The sequence below is a fragment of the Mycobacterium hainanense genome, assembly GCF_041890355.1.
GTDB lineage: Bacteria > Actinomycetota > Actinomycetes > Mycobacteriales > Mycobacteriaceae > Mycobacterium > Mycobacterium hainanense.
Genome location: NZ_CP169059.1, coordinates 3152943 through 3170877, shown reverse-complemented (window position 1 = coordinate 3170877; position 17935 = coordinate 3152943). Strand labels below are relative to the sequence as shown.

Here is a 17935-nt window from a genome sequence, read left to right as displayed (position 1 = left end):
TGATCGCAGATTTCTGGATATGAGACGAGCTTAGGCGTTGGGTTTCGCTGGTTTCGTCGTCGGCGCGGCGGGCATTATGACGCGTGTGCACCATCGTCTTGACCACGTGTTCGAACAGGTATGGCATGAGTTGTTTGGTGAACAGGGTCATCGTGTGGTCGCACGACCCCCAGGAGAACTGGGTGCCCTCGGACCCATTGGGACGGTGAGCGGGCTGTCGCATGAGCGTTTACCGCGCATAGCAGGATTGGCGAAGGATCCGCCGATCCAGGCAGACGCTGAACAGGTCAGCCGGAGTCGTGGATCGAGCCAACAAGCGGCTCTGTGAGTTTGATGCCGGTGGTTGCGATTTCACGTCCATTCCGCCAGCCGTGCTACGCAACGCCGTGGCCGAAACCGCGCTTCTCGGCAAGGCCGCCGGCCACTAGTGGCGGCTCCTATTGGCCCGTAACCCTCGCGTCACGGCCCGATCAGCGCTGGTGGGTCAGCAGATGACGGCGGGGCCTCCGGTGAGGGGGCAGTACGGAGGTATGCAGCTCACCGACGTTGTCGAGACGGTGAACGCGAGCACCACCGCCACCAAGACCTTCTTGCTCCTGGTCATAGGTGAAAAGCGTACGCCCGGCCGGATCGGCAGTCGAGGCTTTAACAGCCACTTACCGCATGGCTCACATCGCTTCGTAGCGTGCAAGATTGACGGTCGGGCCACGTCCCGACTTGGCTCAAATTAGTGCGCATCATCGGCGCGGATCGTGACCAGAGGCCAACTGCTGCTCTTCGTCGTCGACCGACACGAATCAGGACGCAGCCCCGAGTAAGGCGCAAAAGCCGTGCACCACACCCGGTTTAAGACAAGATCGATTCTCTAGATATGAGAATGGCTGTGACACTTTACTTCATGTCTATCCAGACAGTCAGGGCCACGGTCAACACAGCGAGTACCGCGAGCACAATCGTGTCTGGTATGCGGAGGCGCGGCGCGTCGGATGCGCTCATGCCTAATTCACGGGCAATGAGAAAAAGCGGAAACATTACGCTTATGGCAATGAAAAACGATCCCGCAACGTAAAGCCAGACAAATCGCACGCGGTGCTTCCTGGCTTCGATCACCATCAGGATGACGACGCTTATCGCCAACATCAGGGCGTCGGCTGCGAGGAAACGCGAGGCCGACGTGACCTTCGCATCGCGCCAGAAAGTGACCAGGAAGTCGGTGGCACTGTGGACGTACGGGCCACCGTTGCTCCATGTGGCAATAAGCGCGGCGACCGCGATGACGCCGTAAATGAAGCAGACGACTTTGCGGGATGTGGGAATGGATGTTGGTTGGCCGGTTCGGTTTGCTGCCGTCATGAATTCCTTCTATGTCAAGCCGCTGCCGGTCGGCAAGGGGGAGGCGGGCATCTGCCTCGACCACTGTCTTGCACGAGCCCTACCCTTCCCCGCGCATTCGGTTGGTTCGTGATGTCAACGCCCGCGCCCGGGTCGTGGTGGTGGTCATTGGGGTCGCGACATTCTCCATACAGGAGAATTTGTCCTCGACTGTGGTCGGACGGTATGTAGCCCAGGTTGGCGGTGACACCGCTCTTGTTGAGGGTCGTGCCGTGGAGGTGCTGTCCCGGCGGAGCACCGTCACTCCAGCCGTTGGCACGCATTGAGTCACGGATGTGCTGGAAATAGGCGTCCGGGTCGCCTTGCAACAAAAACCCGATGGTGACCCTGCCCTGATAGGGGGGATCGCCTTGATCGTTGCACGAGGCGAAGGAGAATCCGCCGTCCACGCTTTGTAAGTTCGCGACGGCCACAATTTGCTTGGCTGGTTCGCTGACCTGGGCCATGGTCTGGTCGTCGGTGAGCGGGTGCGCGGAATCATCGAACGGATTTGTCGACGGAGTAACCGAGCTGCATCGCTCGGCCCGTGGCCACGCGGCCTTGCGGTCATCCATGTCGCAGAAGGTCACTACCGCCGACTGGCTGAATAGAGGGTGTCGGGTGAGATCGCAACGGCGAGGCATGCCAGCTAGCCGGATCGGCTCCCGAGTCAGGGGCGTTGCGTTCCTGACCTTTTGGCACTGCGCTGTTCGACGGCCGGTGCGACCCAGCGATGCAGATAAGCCCGCAACTCTTCCCCGTGCCGTCCCGACCCGCCCGGATCGAGAATGAACGACTGCAACGTCCGAAGCATAAATTCGACGAGCTCGTCGAGTCGCTGCCCGCTGAAGCCGGCCGCGTCCCAATTGACGTTGAACCGCTCCAAGATTGAGCGGCCGAAGGCGATGGCCGTCTCCGACGTGATCCCCGCGGCGAAGGCGCTGGCTCGCCCGGGCTCCATGACCAGACCGAGATAACGGTCCTGGGGCAGCTGCTCCAACGTGTAGGCGATGCCTTCGACGACTGCGATGGTGGGATCGGTGATCGATTGCAGATCCCTGGCCAGCCGGTCGAGGAACTCGCCGACAGCCGACATGGCGGCGCCTGCCAGCAGGGCATCGAGAGTCGGGAAGTAGCGGTAGACCGTCTGCCGCGTAATGCCCAGCTTGGTGGCCACCTCGGACACGCTGACCGCGCCTGTCGCGTCGATCGATGCGCGGGCAACCCCGACGATGCGGCGTACTGCCTCGTCGTCGTCGACGGGCATGTTGCCCGCCCAGCCGTGCCTGCGCATAGCCGCATCGTGTCATCCCACGGCCCGGCATGTCCGGAACAGCGCGGTCTTGACCAAACAATGTGGACTCATTGTATGGTCAGTGTGCGGTTGTCCACTCCGAGAAAAGGTCCACCATGACGGTTGTCGTTGAAGGTCCGGTCAACAACCAAGACGCGGAACTGACCAGGCGGGCGCTGCGGCACGCGATCGACAAGACCACCGACATGGCGGCGCGGGAGCTCAGAGTTCCGCTGCACTACTACCGAGATCCGAAGATCACCGAGATTGAGGAATCGCAGATCCTGCGCCGCGTCCCGCTGGCCATAGTCCCGTCCGCCCAGCTACCCAACACCAACGACTACGTGGTGCGATCGGTGCTGGGCGACTCGCTGTTGGTGACCCGCGACCGCGACGGCATCAGCCACGTCTTCCTCAACTACTGCCGCCACCGCGGCGCCATGCCGGCCTGTGGGTCAGGTAACGCCTCCAGATTTGTCTGCCCGTATCACGCATGGAGCTACCGCAACACGGGCGAACTGTTCGTCGTGCCCGGCAAGGCGGGCTTCGATTCGATGGACAAAGCTGACTACGGGTTGGTCGAGCTGCCGAATCAGGAAAGGCACGGGTTCATCTGGGCGGTGCTGACCGCCGATGCCACCATCGACGTCGACGCTCACCTCGGCCCGATCGGCCCAGAGCTGGAGTTGATGAATTACGCCAACTATGGCTACCACACCCAAAAGGAATTCGAGTCGCGGGTTTCGTGGAAGGGCGCGCTAGAAGCCTTCGCCGAGGGTTACCACTTCCCATTCGTCCACGGCGAGAGCGTAATTGGGCAGAACACGCTGCCCGACACCGGCGTCTACGACGAATTCGGCAAGCACCACCGCATCGGCTTTCCGTTCAACTGGGTCACCAACCTCGCCGACGATCCCTCGGGCTCATGGGACCCGCACCAGAACATGGGCGTCATCTACTGGATATATCCCAACCTGATCCTGGCCAACAGCCCGATCGGCGTGGAGATCATCGACATCCTGCCCGCGGGCGAGCCGACCCGCTGCTCGGTCCGGCACAGCTGGATGGGGCGGGTGCCGGCGACCAATGACGAGATGCGTGCCGTCTACGACCAGGTGTACGACGGCGTGCATGCCGCCGTTGTCGACGAGGACTTCGCCATGCTGCCGCAGTGTGGTGAGGGCGTGCGGCACGGCCAGCACGACCATATGCTGATCGGCCGCAACGAGATTGGCGTGCAACACATGATCAGGGTGTTCGCCGAAGAACTTGGCGTGGCGCTGCAGTAGTCGCGTCCGGAAGTCACGACAGTACCCCTGACCGACTGGTATGAACCGTCCGTACAACGCCCCGCACCTATCGGGACACTGCCGATCTTCAAGGCCGCAGGCTCACAAGTAATTGGGTGCCGGCATCCGCGCAATCGAACACGCGCGCCTCAGGCGATGAGGAAAATTCGCATGCCGCGTGGATGATGGCATTTGTGGGACGAAACCGTACGCACGAAACCTGGCGGCATTGATGGGTGAGTGTGCCGCTTAAGCGCGTCGACGAACTGAAGCCCGGAGACCGGATTCGGATGAAGATCGGGCACGCCACCGTCGTCGCCACCGAACCCCTCGACGACGACCAGACCCTGCTCACCTTCCTCTACGGGACGAAGAGGCCGGCCGACAACTCGGTCACCGTGGACGTTCTCGACGACGACGACTGGGGTTGGTAGGACGCGGTGGCTACTGCGTGGCCACGAACGAGAAATTCCCGGTGGAAATCAGGTCCGGGTCGACGACGCAGCGGGTGCCGTCGACGTTTGCCTGCCCCGACACCACCTTGGCCGCCGCCGCGGCACCGGCGGCGCTGCGGGTGGGACCCCAGCCCCCAACCAGGCCGTGACCGTTGTCCGAGAGGGCTACACAGCCGCCCCGACCCTCGGCAAGAACGTGGCAGTCGGTTGCGCCGTGCTTCTCGGCGCAATGACTGATCGCGTAGGCCTCGACGTCGGCCAGACTGGCATGGTTGCCGCCGACGGTGACGTCGACGGCGTGGGTGGAGTCCGAACCCACGATCACGATGAAGCCGCCCTGGGCTTGAGCCGGTGCCGCCAGTCCGACAGCACAAACAGCAAGGATCACCGCGGACGCAAGAGGCTTGAACACATGCTTCCTTTCACAACGTGTTCCGGCAGAAGGTGCGCCGTACTCCTAAGAGTGCTGGTTCGACGGCGCATGTGCGCTGCGATTAACAAGGCCTTGACACGCGCGTAGCAAATCTTCATAGTTCCGGTCGGCGGCCTGCGCGGTGCGGAGCGGCGCCGATCGCCGATGGTTCCGCTGATGCTTTGCTATGGGGCCTTCCCGGCCGTGCACGAAGAGAACGGCGGGCGAACGCCCCCATCGCCAAGGATGATGACCCTCATGGACGCTGAACTAGGACGCTGGCTGGCCAGCGGCGAGCACTTCGACTACCTCGGCTTCGACATCTTCTACCGCGTGGAGGGCAGCGGACCTCCGCTGCTACTCATCCACGGCTACCCCTTCAATTCCTTTGACTGGGCAGCGATCTGGTCCACACTCACCCAACGATTCACCGTCATCGCTCCGGACATGATCGGCATGGGGTTCTCGGACAAACCGGTGGCCTACCAGTACGCGGTGACGGACCACGCCGACATGCACGAGGCTTTGCTGGCCCACCTCAACGTGCGCGACGCTCACATCCTGGCTCACGACATCGGTGATTCGGTGGGCCAGGAGATGTTGGCCCGGCACGAATTCGGTCAGCAAAGCTGCGGCCCGCTGGGCATCGACTCGATCACCTGGCTCAACGGCGGGATGTTCATCGAGGCCTATAAGCCCAGAACGGCGCAGAAGCTGATGTCCGGCACCCCGTTGGGCGACGTCTTTAGTCACGTCCAAAACAGTCCGGTGTCTCGCCGGCTGCTGGAACCGACCCTGCGCGAGATGTTCGGCCCGAACACCAAGCCGACCCGCCACATGATGGAGGTGTTCAACCAGATCCTGGACTACAACGATGGCCGCCGCGTGCTGCACAAGGTCGGCCGGTTCATCAACGATCGCTACACGCACCGAAACCGCTGGGTGCGTGCCATGCGGCAGACCGTGGTTCCGATGCGGCTGATCGACGGGCCGATCGACCCCAACTCCGGGGCCCACATGGCGCGTCGCTACGCCGAGGTCATTCCGGAACCCGATGTGGTGATGCTCGCCGACGACATCGGACACTGGCCACAGATCGAGGCGCCCGATGCGGTGTTGACGCATTTCCTCGAATACATCGACCGCGTCGCCACCCACTGAGCCCGAAGCCGGGGGCTAGCCGTGATGTGGCGGTCGCTCGTCGCGGAGCCGGCCCTCGTCCGACGCCTCGCGCATCTGCTCCTCGTCACCGAACCTCTCCGCATCCTCGGGCGTGATGCGCGCCCGCGGGGGTTTCGGCGCGGCCGGTGGTCGGCTTGGGGGTTCGGTGGGCACCAGGCGATTATCCGTGCCCCGGCCCACTACTGAAAAGCGGGAAGGATTGTGCCGGAGTCGCGAATCTCCCAGATGCTGGCTTTGGTGATGCCGTCGAAGTTGATCTTGTTCAGCGTCGCGCGCGAATACGTGAGGTCGATGGCGACGTGCGTCGCGGTATTGCCGTACGGGTCGGTCATCGGGAAGGTGCCCTGCACGTTCACCGCCGACGCGTCGGGATAGGTCGCTCTCGCGTACCTGAGGATGTCGATGGTGTCCGTCCGGGCGCCGTCCTTGATCATCTGCTCGGTGTAGTTGTCGCGGATGGCGAATCGCGCGTCGACCACGTCGCCGTCCGGGCCCGGGCTGGTGGTGAAGGTGACCCCGTCAGGCTTCTTCGGACCGGCCGGTGTCGACGGCGCGGCCGCGGTCGACTCCGGCGGTGCGGCCGCGGCCGAGCTGCTCGGAGGGGGCGATTGGCCGTCCTTCTTCGAGTCGAATACCCAGCTCTTGCCGACGATGACGAGCAGAACCAGGGCTCCCAGCGCCGCCAGGGCCAGCGCCGCCTTTCCGGGTCGGTCCTTCTTCGGCGGTTCGGTGGAGAACGCCCACTCGGTGGTCCAGTTTGTGCCGTCGAAGTACCGCTGCAGCCCGTGGCCTACTCCCGCGGGATCGGGGTACCAGCCCGGCGCCGATTTAGGCGGCGGCGGTGCCTGTTCAGATGGCATCAACCCATTTTCGCCGTGACGAAGGCATCTCGGCTACCCCTCAGCCCTGACCTTTGGAAACGGGCCCGTTTCCTAAGCGGTCATAGCTCGCACGCGTTCAGTCCTCCCGGTCGGGCTCGGTCAGTTCCGGTGCATTCTCACGGGTCGCCATCCCGCCCTCGCGGCCATGGTCCGCCGGATCTGGGGGTCGACCTCGGGTTGTTCGTCGTCCTTCTTCGAATGCCTGCCCATCCCAACTCCCTTCGTCGACCGAAGGACTACCCGCGCCGCGCAACGTCGACGCGACGTGAACTCGAAATGGCGCCGGCGTGACGGTTCGGCGTGACATCCGACGTTCGACGCGTCGGTGTGCCCGGATCGGGCTAAGAATCTATGAGTGAGCACCCACCACGTGAACCTGACCCAGCAGGAAAGCTCGTTGATCGGCGAGAGTCATCCCGAGGCCCTGACGCGCATGGACGAGAAGTCGCTGAAGGACTTGCAGAGCCGGCTCAGGCAAGCGCGGGAGAAAAACTTCAGCTTGTTGCGGCGGCGTGGCGCGGCTCGGGTGGACACCGAAGGCGCCCGCGGCGCCGCCCAGCCGGCCAACGAGAAGCGCGGCGAAAAGGTGGAGATCTTCGACGCGGCGCTGGCCCGGGTGAGCGAGCGCCTCGGTGCGATCGGTGGCACCGAGTAGCGACCAGCTACCCGGTGCAGTGCAACTCGAGGGCGACGCCGTAGCGCGGGTCGGACTACCGCGTTCTCCGAAGATCGGCGAGAGAGTTTCGCAGTCCTCCGTCCAACCGGATCTGCACCGCCGCCACCGCGACCATCACCGCGGCGGTCACCAAGTGCACCACCGCATCGGTGACATTGTTGGGAAAGGTGAAAACGAAGGCGACCTGGTGTGAAAAGAAGGCCCAAATGCCCGGCAGCGCACCGGCTATCGCGGCGACCAGCAGATACAGCACTGCCCACGACTTGCGCATCGCGAACACCAGGCCCGGGGCGAACAGCGCGAGACCGGCGACGGCGTGCCATCCGTTGTAATCCATGCCGAGCAGTTGGACGGTCGGCGCGGTGGGGCCCGTTGCGAAGCTGGGATTGATGATGAGGCCGACCACCGCCTGGATGACATGGAACGCGCAGATGATCAGGAGCCCGATCTGGGCGAAACTCCACCTCACATTGCACCTCCTTGTGCACGGTGGGATCACACGAATACTACGCGCGGTAGTAGACCGTGACAACGGGTGCGGCCGCGAAGGCTAGGAGGTGCTGCTCCGTTCGATCCATTGGGCCATGGCGTCTTCGAGCGCGTCGGCAACGTCCACACCGGCGCCGTCGGCGGCCTGCTCGAACCGCTCGACCAGCTCGGTGTGGACGGAGGCGCCCAACTTGGTGCGCGCCGGTTTTGGCTTCGGCGGCAGGTCTACGGGCACGTGTCGCGCGACGGACGCGTCGATGATTTCGCGAAGCGCCGGTATCTCGTCGAGCGCTCGGGACAGTTCGTCGCGTTCGATCCGCAGCACCTCGGCCGGTCCCATCGTCGTGACCGTCGCCGAACGCAGCCTCCCACGATGCAGCGCCGATTCGCCGATCACCTCGCCCGGCCCCAGCACGGCGATGCGGTCCCGGCCGGCGTACACGCCCACCTCGCCACTGAGCAGGATGTAGCAGGAGTCCGAAGGGGTCTGCTCGTGGATCAGCGGCAACGGGGCCGACGTCGAAGTGCGGTGGGCCACTCGGGCCAGACGCCGCAGTTCGGCGTCCGTGAACTTCTCGAAGGTGGCGTACTGGCGTAGCCGGCGAGCGTCTTCCAGATATTGCTTCTCGTCGGCCTTCATAGCGGGCTCCTGACGTGCGATGTGACGCTACATCGAGGAGCGTAACGCGGACATGCGGCGCAACTCTAGATCCAGGCCCGCCGGAAAATTACGCAGTCAGTTCCGCCCGGGAAGCCTCATTACCGCGCGCACCACAGGCACCAACGACTTCTGCCACAGGGTGCTCGGAATGCCAAGGGGCGGATCAAGATTGAATACGCGTGCGGTCGCGATCGTCTGCGATTCGGTGTACTTCAGCAGGCCCTCGGGGCCGTGCCGGCGGCCCACCCCGGACTGACCCATCCCGCCCATCGGCGCGCTGAGGCTGCCCCAGGCGAACGCGTAACCCTCGTTGACGTTCACTGTCCCCGAGCGCAACCGGGCGGCAATCTGCTGGCCCTCCGCGGAAGAGCCGGCGAAAACGCTGGCGTTGAGCCCGTACTCGGTGTCGTTGGCCTTCTCGACCGCCTCGTCGACGTCGGCGACCGGGTAGATCGACACCACCGGCCCGAACGTCTCGTTGGCCGCGCACTCCATCTCGGGTGTGACGTCGGTCAGCACCGTCGGCTCATAGAACAGCGGCCCGATGTCGGGCCGAGCTTTTCCGCCGGCAATCACCTTGGCGCCCTTGGCCTTCGCGTCGTTCACGTGGTCCGTCACGGTGTCCAGCTGACCCCCGGAGATCAGGCTCCCCATGTCGACCGAGAAGTCATAGGCGGTTCCCAGCTTCATGCTCCGCACCGCGGCACCGAACTTGCCGACGAATTCGTCGGCGATGTCCTTCTCGACATAGATCCGCTCGATGGAGATGCACAGCTGGCCCGCGTTGGAGAAGCAGGCGCGGGTGGCCGCCTTGGCGGCTTTGTCGAGGTTGGCCCCGCGCGTGACGATCATCGCGTTCTTGCCCCCGAGCTCGGCGGAGAAGCCGATCAACCGACGGCCCGCGTGCTCGGCGAGCTGCCGGCCCGTGGCGGTCGAGCCGGTGAACATCAGGTAGTCGCAGTTGTCGATGATCGCCGTGCCGACCACCGAGCCCGGACCGGGGACGATCGCGTAGAGCGCCCGCGGCAGGCCGGCCTGATAGAGCAGCTCGGCACAGGCCAGGGCGCAGTACGGCGTCTGGCTGTCCGGCTTGAGCACCACCGCGTTACCCGCCAGCAGGGCGGGCACCGAATCGGACGCCGTCAGCGTCATGGGGTAGTTCCATGGGGAGATCACCCCGACCACGCCCTTGGGCTGGTAACAGACCGTGGTCTTGCCGACGCCCGGGAGCAGCGACTGCACCGTACGGGGCTTCAGCAGGTCGGCGGAGACGCGCACGTAGTAGTTCGCGTTCGCCATCAGGTCGACGATTTCCTCCTGCGCCGCCCAGCGCGCCTTGCCGGCCTCGGCCTGCAACAGGTCCATCAGGAACGCGCGGTTCTCGACCACGAGGTCGCGATAGCGGCTGATGACGTCGACGCGCTCGGCGACGGGACGGGCCGCCCACTCGACCTGGGCCGCGCGCGCTTCCGCGAACGCCGCTTCGACGTCCTCGGCCGTGCCGATCGGGATGGTGGTCAGGGGTTTGCCGGTGAAGACCTCGTCGATCGTCTTCGTCGGGCGCGCGGCGAGATCCTTGATCGCGGCCAGCTGACGCAGGCGGTCGAAAACCTCGGCTGACGGTGCGGGCATGTCGGAACCTCCCCAATGAGCGCGGCGGCGAGGCCACCAGCCTAGCGGCCTCGGGCGCGAGCACGGCCGGTCGTCATCGGGTGCATCGCCGACCGGCCGGGGAGGGGAGCGGACAGCTCAGAGGATGTGCAGGCCCTGGGCCAGCTGCGAGACGCCGACCACCGTGAAGACGGTCACCAGAATCTGCCGGTGATAGGCGCGCACCCAATCGTGCAGCTGCTGCAGCACGGTCTGGGTCCTGGCCGGCGCGGCCACGTATCCCACCAAGATCATCTCGACGACGGAATACATCAGCAGGACGAACGCGATCGAGGCGCTGACCTGCGTGGCGACCGCGGCCCTCGAGGCGACGATGATCGCCAGAATGAACAGCACCCCGTCGACCGGCACCGACGCCAGGCCGATCACCCACGCGATCCACAGCGACCCCTGCTCCCACGCGCGGTGTGCGCGGTGGAGCAAACGCCGGGTGCCGGAACGCTCCTGCGCGGCCACGTCCCGCGCGCGGCTCAGGAATCGTGGCACCGCGATCGTGGGCGCTGACGGCGTGGGCGCTGACGGACCGTCGCTCGATAGGCCGGCCCCCGCACGTTGGCGCGTCAAGAACCGCACGGCCATCACTGCGGCGATCGACAGCCCGAGCACGCCGAGGCCGATCTGGATGTGCGGAAGTGTGGAGCTGCTGGTTTTCGTGGTTCCGCCGTGCCCGAACGACCCGAACGCGGACGTGAAATTGAGCAGCAGCAGGGGCGCGAGAAGTTCGGGCACACAGACGGTGAGGCCGCCGACCCAGTAGGCGAGCAGGTTCGGCGCGGGCCGCGGTCGGGAGATCATCAAGAGGGCCAGGCCGAGGCGAACGGGATTCAAAGCCGCCAGAATCCCCAATCCCAGCACTGACCCCCACATTGGCGCAACCGTACCCGCGGCCGCCCGATGCCAAACACCGAACCAGCCCGATCGTCTCCTCCCGCACGCGCTCGCGCGCTCACGCGGTCAAGTTCGGGCCGCGTTCCGAATCTTGGCCTGGTGCAACGCGTTCAAGCGATGCCTGCGGCGCGACGATTCGTGAACACGAGGCCAACCGGAAGCGAACGCGGCCGCGCTCCGCCGGTGAAGTTCATCACAGCGCCGCGCAGCGATCGCGCGTTGTAGCCGGCCTGGGACGGCCCAGCGGTTGCGCGGACTGCGCAGAGCCCCGCGCCTTGGGACGAAGCCCCCGCCGGGCACGCGATTGTTAGCTGATTCCCGCGACACGCGTACAACAGCCCGGGTTCGCGAATCACTTATGCAAGAAGAAAATTCACAGGTTTGACCTGTATACCGTCGGGTACACGGCGCCAGTGGAATACGACATCCATTGTCGTAGTGCCAGCTTGTTGTTGGTTCGCTGGTGCGCGAACGGCACTGCCCAGGAAACGGCCAACTCCGTTTCGTGGGCTACCGTTGGCGTTGCGGACGGCATCGCGACTCGGGCAGGGGAAACGACTGGGGCCCGAGATGCAGCCATGACGGTCACATCTCGACGGGGATCTTCGCGAAGCGCGCTGACGCTGGCACGGCGGCGGCGGGCGGGTCGCCATATCGGTCGAAACTGACGGCCAATCCTGAAGCGCAGCATCGTTTTCGGTGTTGCGCCCGGCGCTTCTGCAAATCTCAGCTCGGTTCGAGGAGGTTGTCCCTTGCAGCTCAACCCGTTCGACGACGAAAGCGGCAAATTTTTCGTGTTAGTCAATAACGAGCACCAGCACGGCTTATGGCCGGTCTTCACCGATGTCCCTGCGGGCTGGCGGGTGGCCTACGGCGACGCCGAACGGGCCGCGTGCCTGGACTACATCGAACAACACTGGCCCGATATTCGCCCTAAACCGCTGCGCGAGAGGCTGTCCGCTCCCAGTTTGTGATGTATAGACCGTCTAGGTATGAATGAGTCGGGAAGGTCTTTGGGGGGGATTTGGTGGAACGCAGTGACCGGGTACTACCGCTGACGCGTGCGCAGCTGGATATTTGGCTCGCGCAGCAAACAGGTCACTTCGACGTGGCGTGGCAACTCGGCGTGCTCGTGCGGATCGAGGGCACGGTCGACCGCGGTCTGTTCGAGCAGGCGATGCGTCACGTGGTGGGCGAGGCCGAGAGCCTCAGAGCCCGCTTCTTCGAGGCGGACGGACAGGTCTTTCAGCGGGTGACCGAAGACCCGGAGGTCGAGCTGGCCTTCTACGACGTGAGCGGGGCGCCCGATCCCGAGCGCGAGGTCCGCGAGCGGGCGTCGGCCATTCAGCGGACGCCGATGCCGCTCAGCGGTCCGATGATCAACTTTTACTTGTTCCAGACGGCACCCGCTGAGTATTACTGGTTCAGCTGCTGCCATCACATCGCCATCGACGGGCTCGGGATCGCGCTGATCGGTCGCCGCATCGCGGCGGTCTACTCGGCGCTCGCCGCCGGCACGGCCATCTCGCCGGCCTTCTTCGGCTCGGTGCACGACCTCGTCAGCAGCGAGGCGGAGTACGCGGCGTCCGCGGATTACCTTGCCGACGAAGCGTATTGGACCGAACACCTGCCCACGGCCGGTGAGCCCGACTATCGCTTGACCCAGGCCGCCAGCGACCGGGACCCGTACGCCCCCTCGCCGCCGGTCCAGTTGGACTCGTCGGTGGTCGGCGCTATCAAACGACTGTCCAAGTCGTTGGGCGTCCGTCGATCGTCGGTGCTCACCGCCGCCTGCGCGCTCCTGGTCCGTGGGTTCCGCGCCGAGGGTTCCGACGAAGTGGTGCTCGACTTCCCGGTCAGCCGCCGGCTGGATCCGAAGTCGAAAACGCACCCCGGCATGCTCGCCGGAGTCGTGCCGCTGGTCTTGAACGCGTCGCCCCACCTCCCCGTCGCCGATTTTCTCCAGCAGGTCGACTTGCGTTCGCGGGAGGCGTTGCGCCATCAGCGTTTCCCGGTGCACATGCTTGGCGGAGACGGCGGCTTCCGAGGCGCTCCGCAGGCGTCCAACCGGGTCGTCGTCAACTTCGTCCCGGCCCGCATGACCCTCAGCCTCGCCGGGGCCCCGGCGACCGCGACATACACGACTTTCGGCCCGGTGGGCCACTTCGGGCTGTTCTTCCTCGGGTTCGGGGATCAGCAATTCCTGAGCACGGTGGGTGTCGGACAGCCCTTCTCGAACTTTGACGTCTCAGACCTGGCGGGCCGGCTGCAGCGGTTGCTGGCGGCGATGGCGGCGGATCCGGCGCGGTTGTTGTCGTCGGTGGATGTGCTCGATGCTGCTGAGCGGGCTCGGTTGGATGTGGTTGGTAATCGGGCGGTTTTGAGTGGGCCGGTGCCGGGGTCGGTGTCGGTACCTGGGTTGTTTGCTGTGCAGGTGGCCCGTGCGCCGGGAGCGGTGGCGGTGTCGGGTCGGGGTTTGTCGGTGACGTATGGCGAGCTGGATGCGGCGTCGAACCGGTTGGCGCGTTATTTGGTGTCGCGTGGTGTGGGTCCGGGACGGACCGTCGGGCTGTTTTTGTCGCGGTCGGCCGAGGCGATCGCGGCGATGTTGGCGGTGCTCAAGACCGGGGCGGCGTATGTGCCGATCGATGCTTCTTCCCCGGATTCGCGGATCGGGTTCATGTTGGCCGACGCCGCGCCGGTGGCGGTGCTGACGACGGCGGGTCTGGCGGGGCGGTTGGCCGGGTATGGGGTGGCGGTTGTCGATGTCGATGATGCGCGCATCGCCGAGCAGTCGGGTGTGGCGTTGGCCGATCCTGGTGCTGAGGGGTTGGCGTATGTGATCTACACGTCGGGCACCACGGGTGTGCCCAAAGGTGTTGGGGTGACGCATCGTAGCGTGACGGCGTTGATCGGCTCGCTGGATGGCGGGTTGCCGGTGCCGGGGGTGTGGTCGCACGCGCATTCGCTGGCTTTTGACGTGTCGGTGTGGGAGATTTTCGGCCCGCTGTTGCGCGGGGGTCGGGTGGTCGTGGTGGGCGAGGACACCGCGCGCTCGCCTGAGGATTTACACGCGGTGGTTGTCGGCGAGGGTGTGAGTGTGTTGACGCAGACGCCGTCGGCGGTGGCGATGCTGGATCCGGCCGGTTTGGATGATGTGGCGGTGGTGTTGGCCGGGGAGGCCTGCCCGCCGGAGGTGGTGGATCGGTGGGCGCCGGGGCGGGTGTTGGTCAACGCCTATGGGCCGACCGAGACCACGATGTGTGTGGCGATCAGCGCGCCTTTGCGGGCCGGTTCGGGGACACCGCCGATCGGGTCGCCGGTGTCGGGGGCGGCGTTGTTCGTGCTCGATGCCTGGTTGCGGCCGGTGCCCGTCGGGGTGGTCGGGGAGTTGTACGTGGCCGGATCTGGGGTGGCTGCCGGGTACTGGGGTCGGGCGGGGCTGACTGGGTCTCGGTTTGTGGCGTGTCCGTTCGGCGGGGTCGGAACCCGGATGTATCGCACCGGCGATTTGGTGCGTTGGAACAACGACGGGCAACTGCAATACTTCGGTCGCGCCGATGAGCAGGTCAAGATTCGCGGGTATCGGATCGAGTTGGGTGAAATCCAAACGGCGTTAAGCGGTTTGGAGGGTGTCGGGCAGGCGGTGGTGATCGCTCGGGAGGACCGCCCGGGCGATAAGCGGCTGGTCGGGTATGTCACCGGGACGGCCGATCCGGGCGCGTTGCGGGCTCAGCTTTCCGAGCGGTTGCCCGGGTTCATGGTGCCGGCGGCGATCGTGGCGCTCGAGGCGCTGCCGCTGACCGCCAACGGCAAGCTGGACACCCGGGCGCTGCCGGCCCCCGAATACAGCGCCGGGAGCTACCGCGCCCCGCAGAATCCCGTCGAAGAGATCCTGGCCACCATCTTCGCCGAGGTCCTCGGTCTCGAACGCGTCGGCACCGACGACTCCTTCTTCGAACTCGGCGGCGACAGCATCTCGGCGCTGCAGGTGGTCTCGCGAGCGCGGGCCGCGGGCCTGACGTGCCGGCCGCGGGACGTCTTCGTCGAGCAGACCGTCGCCCGCCTGGCCACCGTGGCCGGGGCGGCCACCGGCGAAACCGCGCCGGCCGACGAGGGCCTCGGACCGGTGCTGGCCACCCCGATCATGCGGTGGCTGCACGAGATCGACGGACCGATCGGTGAGTTCAACCAGACGATGGTGCTGCAGGCACCCGCCGGGGCGACCGAGGCCGACGTGGCGGCGGCGCTGCAGGCCGTCCTCGACCGGCACGCGATGCTGCGGCTGCGCGTCGAGGGCGACGGTGCCGACGGGTGGTCCCTATGGGTGCCCGACGCGGGGTCCGTCGACGCGGCCGCATGCCTGCGGTCGGTGGACGCGCTGTCCGATCAGGTGTTGGTGGAGGCGCGGTCGAGGCTAAACCCCGCCACCGGGGCGATGCTGAGCGCGGTGTGGGTCGCCCCCACGGGCCAGCTGGCGTTGGTCGTTCACCACCTGGCCGTCGACGGGGTGTCGTGGCGAATCCTGTTGGAGGACTTGAACATCGCCTTTGCCCAGCATCGCGGCGGCCAGCCTGCCGCCTTGCCGGCGGGCGGGACGTCATACGCCCGCTGGGCGGCGCTGCTCCGCGAGCACGCCCGCCGCCCGGAGGTTGTCGAACAGGCCGGCATTTGGAAGCGGATCGCGGCGACACCGTCCGCCCTGCCCGCGGTGCGCCCCGGGGTCGACACCTACGCCACCGCCGGACGCCTGTCGGCGTCGCTGAACGTCGAGGACACCCGCACGCTGCTCGGGGAGGCGCCGACGGCGTTTCACGCTGGCGTGCAAGACATTCTGTTGATCGCCTTCGGGTTGGCCTGCGCGGAGTTCTTCGGCGGCGCCCGCGGGCCGGTCGCCATCGACGTCGAAGGCCACGGCCGCCACGAGGAGCTCGCCCCCGACGTGGACCTCTCGCGCACGGTCGGCTGGTTCACCACCAAATACCCGGTGTCGCTGATGGTCGGCGGGCTGGCCTGGGCTCAGGTGCGCGCCGGCGACCCGGCGCTGGGAACCGCGATCAAAGACGCCAAGGAACAGCTCCGCGCCGTGCCGCACCCGCTGACGTACGGCGTCCTGCGCTACCTCAACAGTGACGTCCAGCTGGACGGCGCCGACCCGGCGATCGGGTTTAATTACCTCGGTCGCCTCGTCGCGGGAACCCAGCTCTCCGATGACCTCTGGCGGCTGCACCCCGAGAGCCTTTCGGCGACCGGTGCGGCCGCGGCGATCCCAATGCCGTTGGCGCACACCGTCGAACTCAACGCCGGCGCCATCGACACCGACGCCGGGCCGCGGCTGCACGCCGATTGGGCCTGGGCGCCGTCCGCCCTCGACGAAGGGCAGATCGGCCGGCTGAGTCAATTGTGGTTCGACGCGTTGTCCGGCATCTGCGCGCACGTGCGGGCCGGCGGCGGCGGGCTGACACCATCGGACATCGCGCCCGCCCGGCTGAGCCAACCGCAGATCGACGAGCTCGACCGGCGGTACGACCTCGCCGATATCCTGCCGCTGACCCCCCTGCAGCGGGGCCTGCTCTTCCACTCCAGCACGGCGCACGGCAGCGACGACATGTACGCCGTCCAGCTGGATTTCACGCTCACCGGCCCTCTGGACCCCGACCGCCTGCACGCCGCGGTGCGCACGGTGATCAATCGTCATCCGCACCTGGCCGCCCGGTTCTACGAACGCTTCGACGAGCCGGTGCAGATCATCCCGGCCAATCCGGTTGTGGCGTGGCGATTTATCGAGCTCGACGCCGACGAGCAGATCGAGCGCCTGTGCGCCGACGAACGCGCCGCCGTCGGTGACCTGGCCGAGCAGCCGCCCTTCCGGGTGGCCTTGATCCGCACCGGGGCGAACCGGCACCGGCTGGTGCTGACCAACCACCACATCGTGCTCGACGGGTGGTCGCTGCCGATCCTGCTGCGCGAGATCTTCACCAGCTACTACGGGGAGCCCCTGACGGCGGCCGCACCCTATCGCAGCTTCGTCACCTGGCTGGCCGACCGGGACCTCGATGCCGCCCGCGACGCCTGGGCCGAGATGCTCGCCGACTTCGAGACGCCGACGCTCGTCGGTCCCAAGGACGGCCTGGGGCAAGGGCGGCGCGGCACCGAATCGTTCACCGTGCCCGAGGAAACCACGCGGGCCCTCACCGAACTGGCGCGCTCCTGCCACACCACCGTCAGCACCGTCCTGCAGGGCGCCTACGCGCTGCTGCTGACGTCGCTGACCGGCCAGCACGACGTCGTCTTCGGCACCCCGCGGTCCCGGGTGGGCCAGCTCGAGGTGGCCGGCGCGGAATCGATGGTCGGGCTGCTGATCAACACGGTGCCGGTGCGGGCCAACATCGCCGCGACCACCACCACCGCCGACCTGCTGCGCCAGCTGCAGGACGACCACAACGACACACTCGAGCATCAACATCTGGCGCTCAGCGACATTCACCGCGCCACCGGCCACGAGCGACTGTTCGACACCCTGTTCGTCTACGAGAACTACCCGATCGGCGACGGCATGCAGTTGGGCCCCGACGGGTTGGCCATCGCCGAGTTCACCAACCGCGAGTACAACCACTACCCGCTGACCATGGAGGCCCTCCCGGGCCGCGAGCTCGGCCTCCACGT

General features: G+C 66.1%; 16 protein-coding genes (1 of these 16 running past the window's edge). 6 read left to right on the top strand and 10 right to left on the bottom strand.

All coding sequences use genetic code 11. The annotated features are described in order from the left end of the window. Nucleotides 1–891: 891 nt before the first annotated feature. The 3 genes from ACEL92_RS14715 to ACEL92_RS14705 form a co-directional block, all read right to left on the bottom strand. Nucleotides 892–1353: a DUF2834 domain-containing protein gene (locus tag ACEL92_RS14715; protein ID WP_374021481.1), complete on the bottom strand. Its 462-nt coding sequence runs from the start codon at nt 1351–1353 to the stop codon at nt 892–894. Between the two features lie 14 nt (nt 1354–1367). Further along, nucleotides 1368–1946: a hypothetical protein gene (locus ACEL92_RS14710; protein WP_374021480.1), complete on the bottom strand. Its 579-nt coding sequence runs from the start codon at nt 1944–1946 to the stop codon at nt 1368–1370. Nucleotides 1947–2041: 95 nt separating this feature from the next. After that, a complete protein-coding gene (locus ACEL92_RS14705) occupies nt 2042–2665 on the bottom strand; it encodes a TetR/AcrR family transcriptional regulator (protein WP_374021479.1) in 624 nt (207 codons plus the stop codon). A gap of 116 nt (nt 2666–2781) precedes the next feature. Between ACEL92_RS14705 and ACEL92_RS14700 the strand changes: the two genes are divergently transcribed. Together ACEL92_RS14700 and ACEL92_RS14695 are read left to right on the top strand one after the other, a co-directional pair. After that, nucleotides 2782–3954: an SRPBCC family protein gene (locus ACEL92_RS14700; RefSeq protein ID WP_374021478.1), complete on the top strand. Its 1173-nt coding sequence runs from the start codon at nt 2782–2784 to the stop codon at nt 3952–3954. Between the two features lie 236 nt (nt 3955–4190). Beyond that, nucleotides 4191–4388, top strand: coding sequence for a hypothetical protein (locus tag ACEL92_RS14695; RefSeq protein WP_374021477.1), 198 nt, complete (start codon nt 4191–4193; stop codon nt 4386–4388). 10 nt (nt 4389–4398) lie between these two features. Here the strand turns inward: ACEL92_RS14695 and ACEL92_RS14690 are convergent, their stop codons facing one another. After that, nucleotides 4399–4821: a DUF4189 domain-containing protein gene (locus ACEL92_RS14690; protein ID WP_374021476.1), complete on the bottom strand. Its 423-nt coding sequence runs from the start codon at nt 4819–4821 to the stop codon at nt 4399–4401. Between the two features lie 258 nt (nt 4822–5079). Between ACEL92_RS14690 and ACEL92_RS14685 the strand changes: the two genes are divergently transcribed. Continuing rightward, nucleotides 5080–5982, top strand: coding sequence for an alpha/beta fold hydrolase (locus ACEL92_RS14685; RefSeq protein WP_374021475.1), 903 nt, complete (start codon nt 5080–5082; stop codon nt 5980–5982). Nucleotides 5983–5997: 15 nt separating this feature from the next. Here ACEL92_RS14685 and ACEL92_RS14680 read toward each other — a convergent pair whose 3' ends face one another. Together ACEL92_RS14680 and ACEL92_RS14675 are read right to left on the bottom strand one after the other, a co-directional pair. Next, complete coding sequence (locus ACEL92_RS14680) at nt 5998–6156, bottom strand: hypothetical protein (protein ID WP_374021474.1); 159 nt, start codon at nt 6154–6156, stop codon at nt 5998–6000. A gap of 26 nt (nt 6157–6182) precedes the next feature. Next, nucleotides 6183–6863: a DUF2510 domain-containing protein gene (locus ACEL92_RS14675; protein ID WP_374021473.1), complete on the bottom strand. Its 681-nt coding sequence runs from the start codon at nt 6861–6863 to the stop codon at nt 6183–6185. A 376-nt stretch (nt 6864–7239) separates the two neighbouring features. Between ACEL92_RS14675 and ACEL92_RS14670 the strand changes: the two genes are divergently transcribed. Beyond that, nucleotides 7240–7539 carry a hypothetical protein gene (locus ACEL92_RS14670; protein ID WP_374021472.1) on the top strand — a complete coding sequence of 100 codons (300 nt, stop codon included), beginning with the start codon at nt 7240–7242 and terminating at the stop codon, nt 7537–7539. 55 nt (nt 7540–7594) lie between these two features. On the opposite strand, the gene ACEL92_RS14665 is transcribed toward ACEL92_RS14670, so the two are convergent. The 4 genes from ACEL92_RS14665 to ACEL92_RS14650 form a co-directional block, all read right to left on the bottom strand. Continuing rightward, a complete protein-coding gene (locus tag ACEL92_RS14665) occupies nt 7595–8029 on the bottom strand; it encodes a DUF4383 domain-containing protein (protein WP_374021471.1) in 435 nt (144 codons plus the stop codon). A gap of 81 nt (nt 8030–8110) precedes the next feature. After that, on the bottom strand, nt 8111–8689 hold the full coding sequence (locus ACEL92_RS14660; protein ID WP_374021470.1) for a cyclic nucleotide-binding domain-containing protein: 579 nt from the start codon (nt 8687–8689) through the stop codon (nt 8111–8113). 96 nt (nt 8690–8785) lie between these two features. Next, the gene (locus ACEL92_RS14655; RefSeq protein ID WP_374021469.1) at nt 8786–10342 is read right to left on the bottom strand and encodes a succinic semialdehyde dehydrogenase; all 1557 of its coding nucleotides are present in this window, start codon (nt 10340–10342) and stop codon (nt 8786–8788) included. A 117-nt stretch (nt 10343–10459) separates the two neighbouring features. After that, nucleotides 10460–11248: a GAP family protein gene (locus tag ACEL92_RS14650; RefSeq protein WP_374021468.1), complete on the bottom strand. Its 789-nt coding sequence runs from the start codon at nt 11246–11248 to the stop codon at nt 10460–10462. 773 nt (nt 11249–12021) lie between these two features. On the opposite strand from ACEL92_RS14650, the gene ACEL92_RS14645 reads away from it, so the two are divergent. Then, on the top strand, nt 12022–12243 hold the full coding sequence (locus ACEL92_RS14645) for an MbtH family protein (RefSeq protein WP_374021467.1): 222 nt from the start codon (nt 12022–12024) through the stop codon (nt 12241–12243). Nucleotides 12244–12296: 53 nt separating this feature from the next. Then, nucleotides 12297–17935, top strand: the 5' end (the start) of a protein-coding gene (locus tag ACEL92_RS14640) for a non-ribosomal peptide synthase/polyketide synthase (protein ID WP_374021466.1). 25459 nt of this gene lie beyond the right edge of the window; only the first 5639 of its 31098 coding nucleotides appear in the window; the start codon lies at nt 12297–12299; its stop codon lies off the right edge, out of view.

What these genes read in the sequence shown, in the direction of transcription:
- ACEL92_RS14705 (WP_374021479.1), bottom strand. Translation starts at nt 2,665, where the DNA reads ATGCGCAGGCACGGCTGGGCGGGCAACATGCCCGTCGACGACGACGAG.
- ACEL92_RS14655 (WP_374021469.1), bottom strand. Translation starts at nt 10,342, where the DNA reads ATGCCCGCACCGTCAGCCGAGGTTTTCGACCGCCTGCGTCAGCTGGCC.
- ACEL92_RS14675 (WP_374021473.1), bottom strand. Translation starts at nt 6,863, where the DNA reads ATGCCATCTGAACAGGCACCGCCGCCGCCTAAATCGGCGCCGGGCTGG.
- ACEL92_RS14700 (WP_374021478.1), top strand. Translation starts at nt 2,782, where the DNA reads ATGACGGTTGTCGTTGAAGGTCCGGTCAACAACCAAGACGCGGAACTG.
- ACEL92_RS14650 (WP_374021468.1), bottom strand. Translation starts at nt 11,248, where the DNA reads ATGTGGGGGTCAGTGCTGGGATTGGGGATTCTGGCGGCTTTGAATCCC.
- ACEL92_RS14660 (WP_374021470.1), bottom strand. Translation starts at nt 8,689, where the DNA reads ATGAAGGCCGACGAGAAGCAATATCTGGAAGACGCTCGCCGGCTACGC.
- ACEL92_RS14685 (WP_374021475.1), top strand. Translation starts at nt 5,080, where the DNA reads ATGGACGCTGAACTAGGACGCTGGCTGGCCAGCGGCGAGCACTTCGAC.
- ACEL92_RS14710 (WP_374021480.1), bottom strand. Translation starts at nt 1,946, where the DNA reads ATGGATGACCGCAAGGCCGCGTGGCCACGGGCCGAGCGATGCAGCTCG.
- ACEL92_RS14715 (WP_374021481.1), bottom strand. Translation starts at nt 1,353, where the DNA reads ATGACGGCAGCAAACCGAACCGGCCAACCAACATCCATTCCCACATCC.